Below are 15,844 nucleotides of genomic sequence, written 5' to 3'. Positions count from 1 at the left end.
CATTACCCTAATGTAAATGGAGCTGCGGCAGCCTTAACAGCGAACTGACCACCAGCATCGATATTGACGTTACCACTCGCTTTAATGGTCACTTCATTGCCCTCTAGGGTGGCTTTACCGGAGGCTTTTACGGTTGCATTACCACCCGCTTCGATGTTCGCATCGCCTTTCACTTTGATAGTTAGTGCGCCTCCGATTTGCTCCAATGTGTTCCCTGTTGAGCTGCGAAACGCATTGCCCTCGACGTGGATAACACATTGGCCATCTGGTGTGATTTCAATGGCCGTGCCGCTTTGGGTATGCGTTATTGAGTAGCCGCCTTGATGCGTGATGAGCTCGCGCAAACCAAATCGCACAAAGAGCGCATCTTTGCGGTCATAGGCTGGTGGCTCGGGTTCACCCTCGGCTCGTTTAGGCTGATAGGCTTCTCCGTTCACCTCGCTTGGTAGGTACGACTCATAGTTAGGCGCGTAGTAAAGCGATCCGGTAATACGGGGATAACGGGTATCGCCATTACGAGGAAAATCCACCCAAACCAGATCCCCTTTTTCCACTGGCACTGCATGGCCACCACTCGGTTTTGCGCCCAATGGCAGTAGAAACTCGGCAAAAGGTAAATCCTTATCGGGGATTGCATCCCAATAACCAAGCAAGCGAACGGATACCATGTACAAGCCTTTCGGATGGACGGTATTTACCACTTCGGCCTGATAGCTACCAAACAAGCGGTTAGTGACGTTGGTGCGTGTTCTGTTCTCTGACGAATCGCTCATAGGTTGCGTACTCCCAACTCGATACGACACTGATACCGGTTCCCACGTTGGCAATGGGCGACACGGTTCATAATTTGTTTCTCTGGCATGGACTCATCCAGCTCGGTAGCGGGTAGCCGTTTATGGAATAACACTGAGCACACTGAAAGAGGCGTAAAGGCGGTATTTCCGGTGAGCTCCACATCCAAAATAGGGATGATGGCCATGTGTTGATTATTCAGCGCCTTGGCTTGTGGAACGCTGACCATGACCATAGCGCCCGAACGTTGGCCACCTTGGAAGCCCTCGACGGTATCCCACGAGGCATAGTTACGGTTAAGAACGCGCTCAAACAGGGCTTCCTCTCCGATAATGGAGTAGTTCGCAATGCTGTGCTCTGCTTCCTCTGGATTCGACTGTTCCAGCTTGAATTGCTCGCTCATATCCATGTTCTTGAGCGACTTAAAGTGCATAACACCACGGCAGATAAACGCCACTGAGCCGTAATCTCTGGCCATTGTTCGAATTAAGCGAGACTTAGTACCACCAGCATTTAAATGGTACGTAGCGCCACGCTCAAAGCTGTCACATTCGATTTTTAGCTCGGGTAACAGCTCGGCCAGAATGTCTTTAGGCTGCATTTCAACAAAGAATCGAGGCGTTGTGACTGGCTCTTTAAGTAGGTGCGCATCCTTTTGGAATGCTTGAACGGTAAGCATACCGTCAGCGCTGGTGGACTTGGCCACAATGAATTTTTCAATCCAAACCTGATCGCCTCGCTCGTTCACATCGGCCATCGTGACCTCGATCTCTGAACCGCGCTTAATCCCGTAGTCATCCCGATAAACGGCAGCCTGATCCATGATTTCCATAACTAGCTTGTTGCCGTCCATCGAAGCACACTCAATGTAGGTAAACGAATGAATGTGCTCGATAGGGATGTCATTTTCGTTGGTGACAACTTTTTGGGCGAGAAAGTATTCTTTATTACTCAATGACTCGGCCTCCCATAGCAATCGCGCCCTGACGGACAGTGATCGACTCGGCCTCATAAACCTCTGCAATCACTTCAAAAGAGATTGAGGAAGCAAACAGGCGAGTATTTTCATGGTCTACTTCGGCGGGTTCGGTCATCGCATCTTTACGGCCACGTATCTCGATGCTGATTTCCATTTCAGTACCCGCGAGCATGGTTTTCGCTCTGAATACATGCTTACGCTTGCCCTTGGTATGACGTAGCCAAACCATTAAACCTAGCGCTAGGCGGCTAAGGGTAGACTGGTTCCAAGCTAGGGCATTAATGCGGTAGGTAAGCGCGACAAAGGACTTATTAATCACGGCATAAGGCTGGCCTTGTTCATTGGCCAGTTCGCCATAGTCAGCAATATCGACGTACTCCGCGCCATCAACAAACCCAATCACCGGATCGCGCGTGATATAGCAAACAGGCAAAAGCTCATTACGGTTTGCTTTCACCTTGCCGCCTAATTTGGCTGTTAACTTAGATAGGAATGACACTGGATCGGTAAAGTTGCCATAATAAATCTTTCTCGACTTATCACGGCCAACAAAGCGAGAAAACTCACTGTTCTCTCGCCGTTTAGTGTCAGTCACAAGTAAAGAATCAAGCACGTTCTGGAAAAAGGCAGCCACCGCACGGTCAATGTCGGTTAACTCTGTGTGTTCCACCTTGCCATCGAATGTCACTACATCGCATGGGATTTCAAAGAACGTCTCATCCAGTTGCATGATTAGTCCTCCAAATCGTCCAGCTCGTAATACTTACGGCCTTTAACGATAGTGATGCACTTATCGCTTCGGTGTAAGGTCACATCGAACTTGTGGAAGTTGCTCGTTAGGATAGGTAGGTAAGCCGATACAGGCTCATTGCGTTGGTAGCCGTCTCGCGTTTTACGGCCTTTACCGGAACGGTTGCCCTCATAGATTTGGATGACCGCGCAATCAAAATCAATCTTGGCCATGTCTGCGATCGCTGCATCAAGATCTTTGTACATGTTAAGTACGTTCGCACACAACATGACGCAAAAACGGCGCTTTGAGCTGTCAATTTCGGCAATATTGTTCACTACGCCTTTGGTTTTTGAGTTCGGGTCAAAGTGAGTGACCGTCATGCTCTGCTTGTGGTAGTTAGTAAGGTATTCTTCTGTTAGGTCTGGAAACTTACCGCAACCAAAGTTAAGAATGTTGTTCGCGTATGACCAGTTAGGTGCAAGTTTTCTCAGGCGCTTTGCACTCACTGGAACTTGCTTTCGGCTAGTCTGTAATGTCATGCCCACTCCATGATTGGAGCGGCGCTTTAAGGATGGGGTGGAGTAGGGCTAATATTAACGTTAAAGCTCGATTACGTCACTGTCTTGTAACGTTTCTTTGGATTCTAGCTCAGGCGAACTTTATGGTAATGTTTATCTGTACAATTCAAGGTAATTAGGGGGCACAATTTGGTTAACTCATTACTGCCCCATTCTCATTTAGAACGAGCACTTTCCTCAGATTTTTAACTCACTATTTGACCAAATTTCTTTAATGATTCAATGTAATTATGGTTGAATATTGAAGTGAGTTGGGATGTCATCACTGGCTTTGTGGCAGTACACACTACTTAATGGAGCTAATTTGTAAACGAAAGTAAGGGGGCTTTTATGACCAATAAACATCAAGGATCATGTCTTTGTGGTAGAGTGAAATATGAGCTTTCTGGTGATTTCCAGTCTTTCTTTTTGTGTCACTGTATTCGTTGTCAAAAGGATACCGGTTCTGCTCATGCTGCTAATCTATTTGCTAAAGCGAGCACGTTAACTTGGTTGAAAGGTGAAAGTGACGTTACAACCTACCAGCATCCAAACTCAATGCATGCAAAAAGCTTTTGCCAAATATGTGGGTCTGCACTTCCCACAATAGCTGAAAGTATTAACAGTGTAGTGGTTCCTGCGGGTAGTCTAGATAGCATAATTTCAATTGAGCCTACCGCTAAAATCTTTGTTGGTAGTAGTGCAAACTGGTCTAGGAATTTAGATAATCTGCCTAGCTATGAAGAACTTCCGGGGCAAGTTAAGAACTAGACACATAAATATACCTGCCACGTTACAACTCAAACGGTTTAGGGGCTTCTCAGCGTAATCCTAGCTAACAAACTCCTGCCCCAAAATGCGTTACATATTGAAGTGTGAACCAAAATAATCAGCTGATTTTTCAATACAAAAAGTAATGGGTAAAGTAACAAGCAAGAGCTGCCTCCTTTGATTCCTTATAGTGCTCTGATATATATGAAGATTATGCAATTACTTGCCAACCACACCGCACAAAAAGTACCATCACAACGACTAACAAAGAAGAGAAAACAATGTTAAAGAGAATGTTCGGTTGGCTAGCTCTTAACCCTAAAACAGGCTTGGAGCGACAGCCTTTGTTTTGGATATGTATTTTTATGCCCATAGCCTTTGCATTGGGGTTAGGTACACCTGTTTGGGTTGACTACGATCTGGCTTTCACTGCGGCAGCTTATTCGACATTTCTTGAAATAAGTAAGCTACCACTTGGTATTACATCATTAGCAATCCCATTGGCAGTACTAATTGGTAAACTACATGGAGCGAAACAAGCGGCAGAACAGCTTTTGAATACACAAAAACAGATAAACAATGCAGAAAAAGATAACCGAACGAAGTTGTATCTCGCACACTATCAACACTTCGTCGATCACTTTAATACGCAAGTTTTATTCACAAAGTCATACGATTCATCAGGAGAAAAACCATGGACAATATCAATTGATAGAAAGGTACTCTACCAAAACCTATACCCACATAATGGCCTGATAGCAGGAGTAAGCAAAGGTGACACCAGAGTAGTAAATGATGCTCTCCTGTCTTGCTCAGACATCATAAAACACTGTTCAGACTTGGTTGAATTGAGTAGGTGTGACCAAGACGTCAGCAACGCAGAAAAATTTTTTGCTGCGATTGATAGTGATTTAAGAATGTTGGAGGACTTCTTGAGTTTGCAATTCAGTGCAGAAGGGCTGCGAGATGAGAGCCAAACTTGGCTACAGTTCATGGCTGCAACTGTCAAAACTACCGCCACTATACTTTCATCAATCAAATCATTCGATAATTCATTTTGCTCAAATGACCTAACAAATGATGTGGAGTTTGGAGTGAAGGTGATTGGTTTTGATAAGATGTTGAATCAATTGGATGATTTGGAAGAGGTTGCTGCCAATGAGTTTATCTCTTCATTAGAGAATAAAGGAATAGACTTTACTCACTTAGTCACATTTCAAACTACTTAATTGATGGTCTGTTATTGTTCTAATTAATCTTTATTGAAGGATGTGCTCTTAGACAGCAGGTTCATGCCCCATTCCGTATTTGAACCGATTGGCTAACTCAATGTGTAAAAGCTTAATTTGACTTACATTTAGTAATTCCAATAATGGGGAAGTAAAGTCAGGTCACACGCTTATTGATATGGCTAAATTCAGTGTGCCACTACATTAGTTAGATGGTATGCAGCACAAAGTCCAGTGATTAGGGTTTGGTAGTATGGAAACGGCAGTGAATAACAAACGTTTGATTGAGTTACCGTCTGTTAGGTGGGTTACTGCAACTTTACTTTTACTTGGCATCATAAGTGCCATTGTAATTGCTTTGAATTCTAACCTTGTTTGGAACTTAAGTTATGAAGGCTTTAACTTCTTTGTAAGAGCTTTTTCAGTACCTATCACAATCATCACATCTATTCTCCCAATTGTGGGTTTTATTGCCGTCAATCACAGATCGGAACAGACTAAGCAACAGATTGAATTAGCTAATGCACAGATTTTAGTTGCTCAAAATCAAAATAATTTTTCTAACTATTATAAGCACATAGAGGAGTTTGAGAAGTATGTCGCTCATCTTTATGAACCACTGAACTCTATCAATGCTAGGAGGATTCATTTTTATTTGTTTCCAAATGCTAAATTAGGCGACTTTAATCCGGTAACTCTAGAGGTTATGGATTTCAAAGATAAAATGCGCGCAATAGCAGAAAATGCACTTGAGTTTATCAAAGATGGTGAGAAAAAAAGCGACCTAAAATTTGCAAACTCATGCTCATATCTTCAGCAGGAAATTTGGCACTATGGTTCTGATATGGGAGAGAAAACTGAGAACAGTGTCTTGGTGGTTACGGCTACTGATAACGCCCCTCAAATAAAGGTACTCAAGGGCTTGAAATCCTTACACACCACTGTAAATGGCTTCAGAAAACTATGTGCCTTCGAGAATCCACAAACGAGATGTGATATTGAGGATGTTCTATTAGCATTGCATCTAAGAGATAAGAGTCACGAAAATCAGCAATTATTGATTGACGACCTAAACAAAATCATCAGACACTGTAGTTAAACGGTTTAAGGCTTGAGAGCTGAACATCTAAATTATTATTCAATAACAATAACTTATACCTAGCGCCCCAAACCGTTTTTGCCCCAAAAATCGCTTAAACCTTTTACTCATTCACATCTTGTTCATGAGTTTTTCCTAAGAAAAACTTATCTAATTCTTCTGGGGAACTTAGTCATCTGTTTGATGCTACCTTGGCCGAATTTTTGTTGGGATTTTGTTTCTAAACGCATTTCATGTGCACTCGGATTTATATTGACTTTACTTTATACTAGGTTTTTACGAGTAAGCGCCATGTTAGCAAGTATTAATAACGCTAAATTGTCTGAAACCGACATCATTATAATATTTATACTTCCCGCGATTTAAGGTGTTGTTTGGATTGTATGCCTCAAATTCGCAAAGGAGTTAAGCAAAGTGATGTAAAAGTGATTGTTCTAGGTCAGGCTGCTACTCGTAAAAGTTTAATCTGCTGCTAATCCCGTGAGAGACATACTTTGAGTAAAATTAATAAGTGCGACCTTATAAAAGAGTTTAACTATGAAATCCGTTACTTTGACCCAAGAAACTATAAATACGATTTTAAAGCTGAGAAGGGTTATATAAACATTATTTCTAAATTTATCAATGAAGCATTCTTCGAGGCACTGCTAAATTTAGATGTTAAACAGGAAGAGCTGGACACTTTTTTCAATAAATACCATTCTTCTGTTCTTGAAGAAACCAATGTAACTGAAAAACTCAGTAAGAAGTGTGAGACATTCATTGAAAAAAATACCTGTTGGTTAGGCTTCACGATAGAAGAGTTTGAAGACGATAAGCCACCACTCGTTGATGGCAAAGTACCTGAGTTCGACACATATGCACCAACCCTAGAGCTGGAAGATAGTAATAAAGAAGATAGGTCGATTAACCGTTTTTATTTCTATATGGTTCAGCAGATTGAAAAGGGAAACTATGTTGATATTGAGGGTAATATCTCATATCTGCATCGATACCGAGAATTTAAATTTGATGAGTCGTGTCACACAGAAGAAGGGCGTGCTGAGATTCGTAAGCATTTTTTATTCATCACAGATCATTACCTTCATGACAAGGTAACTGGTTATTTCAACGGTGACTTGAATTCATTACTGCTAGTTGAACACAAATTCAAGGAATGGGTAGAGGTTAATGAACCTGCTACAATCTTATCTTATGGCGCTCATGCAATTGACCAACGTTTGGATATAATTAATCACATTGGTCTCGATTTTTGTATCAAGGAAATTATCCGTGGCTCATGTTTACGTAAAAACGATGTCATTCAAGGTAATGAAGGTGCATTTACTGATATCGCATTGAGATTAATGAAAGAGTATGGTGAAGAAAATGGAGGTTGGAAGAGGATTCTCTTTGAAGATTTCGGTGTAAAGAAGTCATCATTTCAACGTACAACTCTACCAAGTGGTTACCAAGCACCGTGGGTAGCTTATGAGTGGTCTAATGCTCTTTACAATAATGAGACAATCAAACAAATTGCACGAAATGCAGAGAATGTACTTCGTGATATCCTTAAAATCCCCCGAATCGGCGAAGGCTGGGTAAGTGAAACTCAATTGTTCTTTTTAGTAAAAGATAGAGTAGGAACTGAGTGTATCCAACATGGTTCCCCATCGTTCTTAGGACGACAACATTATGATGTATGGCTACCTCGTTGGAGCGTAGCCATTGAGTTCCAAGGTGAGCAACACGATCGTCCTGTAGATTTCTTTGGCGGTGAAGAGGCATTTAAGAAGAACCAAGAGCGCGATGCACGAAAGCGTAAACTCTCTAAAGAAAATGGAGTGGTATTAATCGAAGTCCGGAAAGGATACGATGAAACAGAGCTTATCAATGAAATAATGAAAGTACGAACAGTGTGAAATTGATCAACTACTGAGGACAAGTTTAATCGCCTCCCCTTTCCTAAGCGTAACGCGAACGCCCCATGAACCCACGGGACGATATTGCTCATGTTTGAAGTTCCAAGGTAGGGCGCATAAATACTCCGATTTCCAACAACGCAATTTCGGTGAGAAGCAAGGCACTACGCAAAAAGGAGGCTCAATGAAATCGAAATCAGCTAGCTTATTCCATTTTACTCCCAAGATGGAATATCTAATTAGCATATTAAAAAATGGCTTTTATCCTCGGTTTTGTCTAGAAGACAGTCGATTAATGGATTGGTATGCTCAAGATTATCTTGCTTTCCCAATGGTTTGCTTTTGCGACATACCGTTATCAAAAATTAGTGAGCATACCGACTTTTATGGCTCATACGGCATTGGTTTAAAACGTAACTGGGGTAATGAGTGTGGTTTATCTCCCGTTATATACGCTTCTCCTAAAAGCCAAATTGTTGAGCTAGCTAGCTCCTTAGCTCATAGGATGCTAATTCTTGAACCACAGAGTGAACAAGCTGAAGAGGATGCAAAAAATTTATTATCTTTACTCAAACCAGTATCAGGTACGATGTTGATAGATGGTAAAAATGAGTCACGGGATTTTTACCAAGAAAATGAGTGGCGTTTTGTCCCCAAATCTCGTAATGCAATACCGAGTAGCCAATTTGAACAAAAGCGTGGTCATGCTAATGAAATGATGCTAGAGCATAAACTGAGCTTCGAGTTAAGTGATATTCAGTATATTTTTGTAAAATGCGAAAGCGAGATACCTGAATTGGCTGAATTTATAGCAGAAGAATTTTTAAGTGAAGGTAGAGCGAGCATTAGTGTACTCATAAGTAAAATTGTCGCACTTGATACCTTAATACCTGATGTTTAATTTGCATAACGAATAAGACTTCAAGATACTTTTTTTCATCAGAGGTGAGCGCATTAGAGCTAGATATCTAACGCGTTTATGTCCATCAACGTGTCAGCTTGCTCTTAGCTGGCACGAAAATGCCCCCAAACAATTCAGAGCAAAAGATCTTGCTCACTTCGAATCTAGTAATTTGCCCCTATCAAAAGTTATCCGAAGGAGTTTGGGTAACAGCATTTTTCTTAAATCATAAGGCATCATAAAATCTAATCTCTGTTAACTTTCATTAACCTATTGATTACACGTTGATGTGGTATTAAAAAGGTTACATGATAGGCGGCTAAAAGCCGCATAGAAAGCGTTATACGTTGGTGGAATATGTGGAATATCAAACAATTAAAGTTGCATCTAGAGACGAATAGTGAAATATCCGAAAAGAATGCCGATTACCTCGATTCTCTATCTCGTTGTATTGAAATTTTTGACTATCACAAAGAAGAAGCGTACTCAGTAATTGAGAAGTTTGATTCGTCAGATCTTAAGTTCGGATTGAAATTTGTTCTATCTACTGGAGACCAACGTGCTGAGCATGAATATTCGACATTGGTTGCTCAAGCTCACATACATGCAGCTCTTCAAAGTTCGAGAGCAATGTATGACATTTTCGCACAATTGCTGAATTCTTTGTTGGCTAAAGAGCCTATAGAAATTCATCGGTGCGATATTAGTAAAGTGTTCAAGTTGTTACCTGATGGGGCTTTAAAAAGTCAACTTGAGGCTACCTTGAATGGTTATGACTATTCTTATGTTAGTGGGTTTGTAAATACTATAAAACACCGTAACTTAGTCCAATGTGGAAGGCAGCTAGACTTTATAGAAAACCGCGCTTCGATACGGATAAAGTCGTTTTCATATTGTGGTGATACTTATGACCCAAAATGGGCTGTAGATGTTTTGCAATATGGACTCAATATAAGAAACAACATAGTTGAGTTAGGCAGGCTTTTAAGTCTTGAGTGCGGAGCTAACAACGTATAACAAAGCATTTAAGACGGATTCGCTACGCTTGGCGGCGTTATGTTTCACTTACGACTAGTGTTTGTTAAAGGGGGCTAGGTTATTAATATTAGGTATGTTATTGCATTTATTTCTAACGTAATTGCTATCGTGATTTCAGCTTACTGGTGCTTCGAAATGAACAGTGTGTCGGATTCTATTCACTATGAATCCGTCCTGAGTACTATCACTCTTTTAATAACTTTTGCAGGACTTAATTTTATAAATGATAGGCTTGGAAAGCCAACGGTTAAGCTAGCATTGAGAAATATATTAGTTTGTTCAACTTATGAACCGACAGTTAAAGCGGTCGCTTTGGATATTGTAAACCATTCAATAGTTAAAGTTTTTATAGGCCACATTCAGGTAGAGTACTACCGAGGCAAAGAAAAAGTATTAGCTAATATGCTTGTTGATGGCAGTAGTGGTCAGGCATTCGTTCGGCGACCTATAGAGCCCGGTGAAAAGTTCAGGTTTACTATTACGTTAGAGCAATTTGAGTTGTCACAGCCGAATTATGATAGTCGACATATTGGCCGTGTTATTGTTACGACAGAGACGGGGCATAGGTTTTATGTTGGTAAAAAACTTGTGCAACATGCGTTCAAGCAGCTAGAAACATAACAAACGCTTCAAGACGGATTCGCGACGCGTGGCATTTGGGGTTTGCGGTAACTTTAGTGATTTAGGTGGTGTGCGGAAACATCGTATTGCGTTGCTCACCAATTAAGCGGGCGTTAGCCAACATCTCGAGTTACCAGATAAATCAAGAGGAATCAGTTGATGTCTGAAATAGCAGACAAAATAAATTATTTTGCAATTCGCTCGTTTAGAGATACGGCAGATAGAGATTATATTAATGCTCGGATGGCTTTTCGTGCTGAGCTGTTGCCACAGTTTAGGTGGAGTGCTCTGCATGCATTAGAGAAATATGCTAAGTGTTTACTCATTCTCCAGCGTGTTCCGAAGTCTAACCAAGGCAGAATCCAACATGAAGTAATAAAGTCGATTAATCTACTTCCCAAAAAAGAAGAGTTAAAATTATCTAGAGAAGTAGCTTCTTTTCTATCTGATCTCGAAGAATATGGTGCAAGGTATCGCTACTTTGAGGTTTCTTGGTGGAGTAAAGGACATAAAGAATTACTTCTACTAGATCGTGCAGTAAACGAGATTAGGCGTTTTTGTCGATATGATCTGTATTCTTACAATTTATGCAACGAACTGATTTCTATGGACTCAAATCTATTACGCACAGAGAATGCTTCGGAAATCGAGGATGGCTATTTAGAAAAAGTTTTTGCTGATCAAGAAAGTTACTGCCGAGATGCATTGGTATGGAAGAATTCATATTTCTCTATAGATGAGCAAGATGATATCGATTGTTCAGCGCGGGAATATGGTTCAAACTCACCATTGTATTTATACCCTGAAATAGTCGATGAGGCGTCTAAATACTGCTTTGTTCCAAAAGAAATAATTAAACAATGCAAAGTTGGCTAACAAAGCGTTTAAGGTTTCAAAATACTTTTTCTAATCCAAATCTCGAACGTTAGAACCCATACTCTAACGTGCTTTTGTCCAAATAACGTTCAGAAAAAACTGTATGGTTCGATGGAGGAGTTACAAAAAGATCTGGACGAATGGATGGACTACAACAATCATCGTACTTATCAAGGAAAAATGTGCTGTGGCAGAATGCCAATAGAAACATTAGAGGATGGGAAATCAATCTGGGCTAAAAAGAATTTAGTCCAGACGTAATTTGACAGGTACTGAATGTCAGATCATGTCTGAACTATTACAGTTTAGTTGATCACTACAGTGCTAGCTGTTACTTTCCTTCTATTATTCCTGATTATGGTTTTTTTGTTGAAAACAATTCTGTCAATTATTGCCTTTGTCACTTCCTTATTTTCATCCGAACTCTTGGCCGCTGAAGTCGCTATAGGCATACAAGCCACAATGAATAGTATCGATATTCAAGAGTCCAAGGATAACGAAAAAACAATTGCCCGCATGACCAGCGACATAAAGTATTATCCGACGGTATCACTCCTGTCGGACGAATACTATTTTAGCAAAGATTCTAACGTTGGTGTTCAATTACAATTTGATTGGAGTATATTCAAAGTTGATAAGCAAGAAGTCGGCGGGAATGACACTGGCATTGATTTGGGAACATCCATATCGGGCTACGCCCTATCGGGTGTACCGGTCCTCTTTTACCACTTTAACCGGCACAACCGTAATGAATGGAATGTAAAGTTAGGAACAGGATTGGGACTTGGGTATTTAAAGCTCAAGGGGGATTATCAGATCACAGATGTGACACATCCCGATTACAGTAAGAAAAAACAAGTAAGCATGGATGGAGTAGGGCTTGCGGTCGGTGTCTACCTGGAAGCAAATAAAGGAAATCATGTTATCTCGGTTTACAACTTTAGTCCTGTTACCCAAAGTGGTAACTCACAATTGGAAGAATATAATTTTTTCTTATCTTATAAGTATCGCGTTAATATTGATGGCCTACTTTACCCCTGAACTGCTACAGTCAGACTGGGCACTTCATCAAGCGATATTTTGCTGTTCAGTGTCAACTGGGTTTAAGCACTCTGTCTTTTCGTCAGATTATAATCAACCGTAATGTACTCAAAGGCCGTTTACCTTGTCTCATATCTGAGCGGTTCGTATTGGATCGCTTCAACTTTGATCGAATGGAAGAAACTCTCAACATTAGCTGAACAGCTTGTTTTTTCTGCTGAGATGTTGTTATTTGGAATTTGGAATAGTCTGAGTATGAAAGTTCTCTTTATGCTCATGGTGCGGAGAGCTTTAAGCAATTTAATGAAGAACTGGGGGAGAAGAGTTTTCGTGAATGATTGAAATGGTTTTTTGAATACTCGGTGCGAGAATCCAAAAGTTCACGATAGTTCCATCAACAATTGTTCAGGATTTTCACGGTACTAAAGTACGCTTCATTACACGCTCTCAAGTGAGTGAGTTTGTTGCGGAAACAACATGCTAACAAACTTGTTTAAGAGCGATTCGCAATGTGTAGCATTTTTCGTTTGCTTTGGCTGTAGTGTGTACGGCACAGTATTTTAGGCTAGTGGTCTGCATTACTCACCACTTAATACGGCGTTATAAACCCGAATGCTCCACGTTTAGTAGACACTTTACTAAGTTAGATCTAGGGTCTACTTGAGAGGTGATTTACGGCTAAACAAATCGCAGCGCTCTTCTTTTCAACAAATATACACAGGGGTAGGGGAACTCAACGTTTTCATTATTGATCCACATACAAACTGTCCAAATTCCTATTAACAGGTGTGATAATAGTAGAAACTTAACCAACTAAGAATGTATGGTCGTCCACTCATCGGTTGAACTGCTATAATTTCCTTTAAAATCAGACAAATAAAGTCTAGTTTAATACTCGATTATTGTGCTCATATGTTGGATAGACTATCGCTAAGTAGCGCATGATGGTACACCAATTACTAGCTCTATTGACTTCTGCAATTCATTCTTTGCCTTTAAGTCAATAAGGTTCGTGTTGACTTGTTTATGCCTCTTTCAAAGTTAAAAACAGGCTTTATTGTTGTATCGAATATCTGTTTGCAATAATTACTCTAATGATATCATAGATTTTAATCTGACGTACCATTTTTTACTATGATTTTTCTGTTAAGTGATTGATTTAATAGACAATGAAATTTTAATCAAGAAATGCATATCTATTATGTACACATAGTGTATAGTATCTGAAGCTCAAACAGTGAGCTATTGATAATACATTTAGTTCAAGATCTTCTCAGTTTTTATTCGATTAAGTTCGTCATATCTATCCTGCGATACCTTTTTCTTCATTCCTTATTTAGTAGCTTTCTTTTTTATTAATTCAATGTATCGAGATATATTATGTCAAATAAAACAACTGGATCAGTAAAATGGTTTAATGAAACTAAAGGTTTTGGATTCATCACTCCAGATAACGGTGGTGCTGACCTTTTTGTTCATTTCAGATCAATTTCTGACGAAGGTTTCAAAACATTATCTGAAGGCCAAAAGGTTTCTTTTAATGTTGAACAAGGTAACAAAGGCCCACAAGCTGACAACGTTACTTTAGTATAAGAGTTATTTAAAAGATCTCTTCGTTAGTCGAGGTCTTTTTTGTTTAATTTTAATAATCAGCCCGATGACTCTAAAAACTAATCTAAAATAATATTGGTATTTGCTTGGTCTGCTACCAGAAAATAGGTAAACAATGATGTACTAAAAATCCATGTTCTTACTAGGTTAAATACCAGCTTCTTTGACCTCTATTTTCATTTTTTGAACTTGAAAATCAAAGATTCATACGTGAGGTTTTGGAGGCATTTTCGTACTCATATCAAAGAAGGAGGGTATCCTTTGAAAAAAACATCGATTAAGAGTAACTCAAGAGTGATGAAAAATAAAAGCTCTAGTACAAATGATAATTATAATAGTATTCATAAAATTAGAAAAAAAATTGAAGATATATTGTTAGAACGAGAAGAAAAAAAACTTTGGGATTTATAAGGTAAGTAGTTATATGAGAAAACCAGTAAGAAAGAAATCGATCAAAAAAACGCAGAAAAACAACTTCGAAGAACGATTTTCTATGATGGTAAAAGAATACCAAGAAGCTAAAGAAACGCTAGAATCTATGGAAGAAGGTTCAAAAGAATATATGGTTCAAAATAAGTTATGCGATAAATTATTTTCAAATGCTGAACGATACATTAATAAAAACTAACCATTTGAAATAGTTTCTTTTACTCTATATCAAATTTACCCAAACTTTTTCTAATAATAATTACGATCTATCTTACCTCATTTGGTATCGTGTCTTCAGTGTTACATTGTGTTGAACATAGAGTTGGCTTTGTTACTAATTTATAAAGAAGGGTTGTTGCCTCATCAGTGCAGGTTACTTAATCGGCGGGGTCTACCACGTTTGTCTTGCTTCCAGTTAGTTATTTAATAACCGGAGGTTAATGAGTGTAGTCGATCACAGCGTAGCTTCTTGATTGAGATCCATCAATTTAAATAACAAAGTCTTGCGATACTTACAATAATTAATAATGTGCTAATTTAACTAGTGCCGTTACTCACTTTTGTCTATTTTATGCTGACCTATGTAGTATCATCGTCTCTTTCATAGTCAGCATGGATAAGGTGCGAAATTTAGTTAACCATCAAAATAGGATTATATATGAGTAAGCTATCCAAACCGATACAAAAGCAGAAAAAACCTGTTCTTAATCCGAAAGGAAAAAGGGCTAAGGAACAAAAGAAGTGGGATAAGGAATGGTGATTGTGAGTTCAAGAAACCTTTCTGAACTTATAAATACGACACTCCTCATACATTCTGAAAAACTGAGTAACTTGGACAGAGATATGCTTTCAGGTTTACTCGATCAACTTAACCGTAAACAGGCTTTGACAGACAAACAAATTAAACTGTGTCAAAGGCTAATACGAAAAACTAATCAAGCCTGTGTATTTATTGATACATCTCAAACGAACTTTGATTGTTAGGCAATATCAGTTTTCAATGTTATCAAGCCAGCTTTCATCTAACGTTAATCGAGTTAGGACTTGATCCATTAAATCTTTGATTTCAATTTGGTCAGTCCCCTTTGGCGCATGATGCTCTGCCGAGCGTTTAGCGTTGGTTAGGTTTTTCATAAATATCGTTTCTTTATCTATCACGGTATGTTTCTCGTTGAAGTAAGTAACCAGGTAGGGTGGCATAGTGTTATTCCTTCTGTGGAGGAATGATGATATGAGGCTTTCAATATAGCATTTTTTCAGTGCTAC

Annotated in this window: 17 protein-coding genes and 2 pseudogenes; 13 read left to right on the top strand and 6 right to left on the bottom strand. The window is 39.5% G+C overall.

Annotated features, from left to right (window positions below; translation table 11 throughout):
* Positions 1-2 precede the first annotated feature (2 nt).
* The 4 genes from R7Z10_RS18675 to R7Z10_RS18660 are packed head-to-tail and all read right to left on the bottom strand — an operon-like array spanning position 3 to position 3,043.
* Positions 3-773 (bottom strand): hypothetical protein, encoded by a 771-nt coding sequence (locus tag R7Z10_RS18675; RefSeq protein WP_170890811.1) that lies wholly within the window; start codon positions 771-773, stop codon positions 3-5.
* A complete protein-coding gene (locus R7Z10_RS18670; protein ID WP_054579151.1) occupies positions 770-1,747 on the bottom strand; it encodes a hypothetical protein in 978 nt (325 codons plus the stop codon). Before R7Z10_RS18670 ends, R7Z10_RS18675 begins: the two co-directional genes overlap by 4 nt.
* Entirely contained in the window at positions 1,740-2,501 is a 762-nt protein-coding gene (locus R7Z10_RS18665) for a hypothetical protein (RefSeq protein ID WP_213867188.1), read from the bottom strand. The genes R7Z10_RS18670 and R7Z10_RS18665 overlap by 8 nt, the downstream gene beginning before the upstream one ends.
* 2 nt (positions 2,502-2,503) lie before the next feature.
* Positions 2,504-3,043, bottom strand: a complete 540-nt coding sequence (locus R7Z10_RS18660) for a hypothetical protein (RefSeq protein WP_054579153.1) — start codon at positions 3,041-3,043, stop codon at positions 2,504-2,506.
* Positions 3,044-3,412: 369 nt separating this feature from the next.
* On the opposite strand from R7Z10_RS18660, the gene R7Z10_RS18655 reads away from it, so the two are divergent.
* From R7Z10_RS18655 to R7Z10_RS18610, 10 genes and pseudogenes are all read left to right on the top strand, one after another.
* The gene (locus tag R7Z10_RS18655) at positions 3,413-3,832 is read left to right on the top strand and encodes a GFA family protein (RefSeq protein WP_258614212.1); all 420 of its coding nucleotides are present in this window, start codon (positions 3,413-3,415) and stop codon (positions 3,830-3,832) included.
* Between the two features lie 281 nt (positions 3,833-4,113).
* Positions 4,114-5,061, top strand: coding sequence for a hypothetical protein (locus R7Z10_RS18650; RefSeq protein WP_318105597.1), 948 nt, complete (start codon positions 4,114-4,116; stop codon positions 5,059-5,061).
* A gap of 253 nt (positions 5,062-5,314) precedes the next feature.
* Positions 5,315-6,160 carry a hypothetical protein gene (locus R7Z10_RS18645; protein WP_318105595.1) on the top strand — a complete coding sequence of 282 codons (846 nt, stop codon included), beginning with the start codon at positions 5,315-5,317 and terminating at the stop codon, positions 6,158-6,160.
* Positions 6,161-6,654: 494 nt separating this feature from the next.
* Positions 6,655-8,061 (top strand): hypothetical protein, encoded by a 1,407-nt coding sequence (locus R7Z10_RS18640; RefSeq protein WP_318105593.1) that lies wholly within the window; start codon positions 6,655-6,657, stop codon positions 8,059-8,061.
* Positions 8,062-8,245: 184 nt separating this feature from the next.
* Positions 8,246-8,962 (top strand): abortive infection system antitoxin AbiGi family protein, encoded by a 717-nt coding sequence (locus tag R7Z10_RS18635; RefSeq protein WP_318105591.1) that lies wholly within the window; start codon positions 8,246-8,248, stop codon positions 8,960-8,962.
* A 357-nt stretch (positions 8,963-9,319) separates the two neighbouring features.
* The gene (locus R7Z10_RS18630; RefSeq protein ID WP_140150500.1) at positions 9,320-9,979 is read left to right on the top strand and encodes a hypothetical protein; all 660 of its coding nucleotides are present in this window, start codon (positions 9,320-9,322) and stop codon (positions 9,977-9,979) included.
* A 156-nt stretch (positions 9,980-10,135) separates the two neighbouring features.
* Entirely contained in the window at positions 10,136-10,621 is a 486-nt protein-coding gene (locus tag R7Z10_RS18625; protein WP_140150534.1) for a hypothetical protein, read from the top strand.
* 159 nt (positions 10,622-10,780) lie between these two features.
* The gene (locus R7Z10_RS18620; protein ID WP_140150431.1) at positions 10,781-11,497 is read left to right on the top strand and encodes a hypothetical protein; all 717 of its coding nucleotides are present in this window, start codon (positions 10,781-10,783) and stop codon (positions 11,495-11,497) included.
* Between the two features lie 90 nt (positions 11,498-11,587).
* Positions 11,588-11,758: pseudogene (locus tag R7Z10_RS18615) on the top strand (IS481 family transposase); the annotation flags it as partial.
* A gap of 108 nt (positions 11,759-11,866) precedes the next feature.
* Positions 11,867-12,538, top strand: a complete 672-nt coding sequence (locus R7Z10_RS18610) for a hypothetical protein (RefSeq protein ID WP_258614210.1) — start codon at positions 11,867-11,869, stop codon at positions 12,536-12,538.
* Between the two features lie 27 nt (positions 12,539-12,565).
* On the opposite strand, the pseudogene R7Z10_RS18605 reads toward R7Z10_RS18610, so the two are convergent.
* Positions 12,566-12,756, bottom strand: a pseudogene (locus tag R7Z10_RS18605) (IS3 family transposase); the annotation flags it as partial.
* Between the two features lie 1,162 nt (positions 12,757-13,918).
* Here R7Z10_RS18605 and R7Z10_RS18600 point away from each other — a divergent pair.
* From R7Z10_RS18600 to R7Z10_RS18590, 3 genes are all read left to right on the top strand, one after another.
* Positions 13,919-14,131 carry a cold-shock protein gene (locus R7Z10_RS18600; protein ID WP_053307303.1) on the top strand — a complete coding sequence of 71 codons (213 nt, stop codon included), beginning with the start codon at positions 13,919-13,921 and terminating at the stop codon, positions 14,129-14,131.
* 279 nt (positions 14,132-14,410) lie between these two features.
* Positions 14,411-14,560: a hypothetical protein gene (locus R7Z10_RS18595; protein ID WP_262658561.1), complete on the top strand. Its 150-nt coding sequence runs from the start codon at positions 14,411-14,413 to the stop codon at positions 14,558-14,560.
* 13 nt (positions 14,561-14,573) lie between these two features.
* The gene (locus R7Z10_RS18590) at positions 14,574-14,777 is read left to right on the top strand and encodes a hypothetical protein (protein WP_054579159.1); all 204 of its coding nucleotides are present in this window, start codon (positions 14,574-14,576) and stop codon (positions 14,775-14,777) included.
* A gap of 791 nt (positions 14,778-15,568) precedes the next feature.
* On the opposite strand, the gene R7Z10_RS18585 is transcribed toward R7Z10_RS18590, so the two are convergent.
* Positions 15,569-15,778, bottom strand: coding sequence for a hypothetical protein (locus tag R7Z10_RS18585; protein WP_017634146.1), 210 nt, complete (start codon positions 15,776-15,778; stop codon positions 15,569-15,571).
* Positions 15,779-15,844: the final 66 nt, after the last annotated feature.

It is taken from the genome of Vibrio sp. Vb1018 (assembly GCF_033338775.1).
Classification (GTDB): domain Bacteria; phylum Pseudomonadota; class Gammaproteobacteria; order Enterobacterales; family Vibrionaceae; genus Vibrio; species Vibrio alginolyticus.
This window is presented reverse-complemented; position numbering and strand designations above follow the sequence as displayed.

Coding starts and splice junctions, on each gene's coding strand:
- R7Z10_RS18585 (WP_017634146.1), bottom strand. CDS start 15,778: ATGCCACCCTACCTGGTTACTTACTTCAACGAGAAACATACCGTGATA.
- R7Z10_RS18665 (WP_213867188.1), bottom strand. CDS start 2,501: ATGCAACTGGATGAGACGTTCTTTGAAATCCCATGCGATGTAGTGACA.
- R7Z10_RS18660 (WP_054579153.1), bottom strand. CDS start 3,043: ATGACATTACAGACTAGCCGAAAGCAAGTTCCAGTGAGTGCAAAGCGC.
- R7Z10_RS18620 (WP_140150431.1), top strand. CDS start 10,781: ATGTCTGAAATAGCAGACAAAATAAATTATTTTGCAATTCGCTCGTTT.
- R7Z10_RS18675 (WP_170890811.1), bottom strand. CDS start 773: ATGAGCGATTCGTCAGAGAACAGAACACGCACCAACGTCACTAACCGC.
- R7Z10_RS18635 (WP_318105591.1), top strand. CDS start 8,246: ATGAAATCGAAATCAGCTAGCTTATTCCATTTTACTCCCAAGATGGAA.
- R7Z10_RS18645 (WP_318105595.1), top strand. CDS start 5,315: ATGGAAACGGCAGTGAATAACAAACGTTTGATTGAGTTACCGTCTGTT.
- R7Z10_RS18630 (WP_140150500.1), top strand. CDS start 9,320: ATGTGGAATATCAAACAATTAAAGTTGCATCTAGAGACGAATAGTGAA.
- R7Z10_RS18600 (WP_053307303.1), top strand. CDS start 13,919: ATGTCAAATAAAACAACTGGATCAGTAAAATGGTTTAATGAAACTAAA.
- R7Z10_RS18625 (WP_140150534.1), top strand. CDS start 10,136: ATGAACAGTGTGTCGGATTCTATTCACTATGAATCCGTCCTGAGTACT.
- R7Z10_RS18655 (WP_258614212.1), top strand. CDS start 3,413: ATGACCAATAAACATCAAGGATCATGTCTTTGTGGTAGAGTGAAATAT.
- R7Z10_RS18590 (WP_054579159.1), top strand. CDS start 14,574: ATGAGAAAACCAGTAAGAAAGAAATCGATCAAAAAAACGCAGAAAAAC.
- R7Z10_RS18650 (WP_318105597.1), top strand. CDS start 4,114: ATGTTAAAGAGAATGTTCGGTTGGCTAGCTCTTAACCCTAAAACAGGC.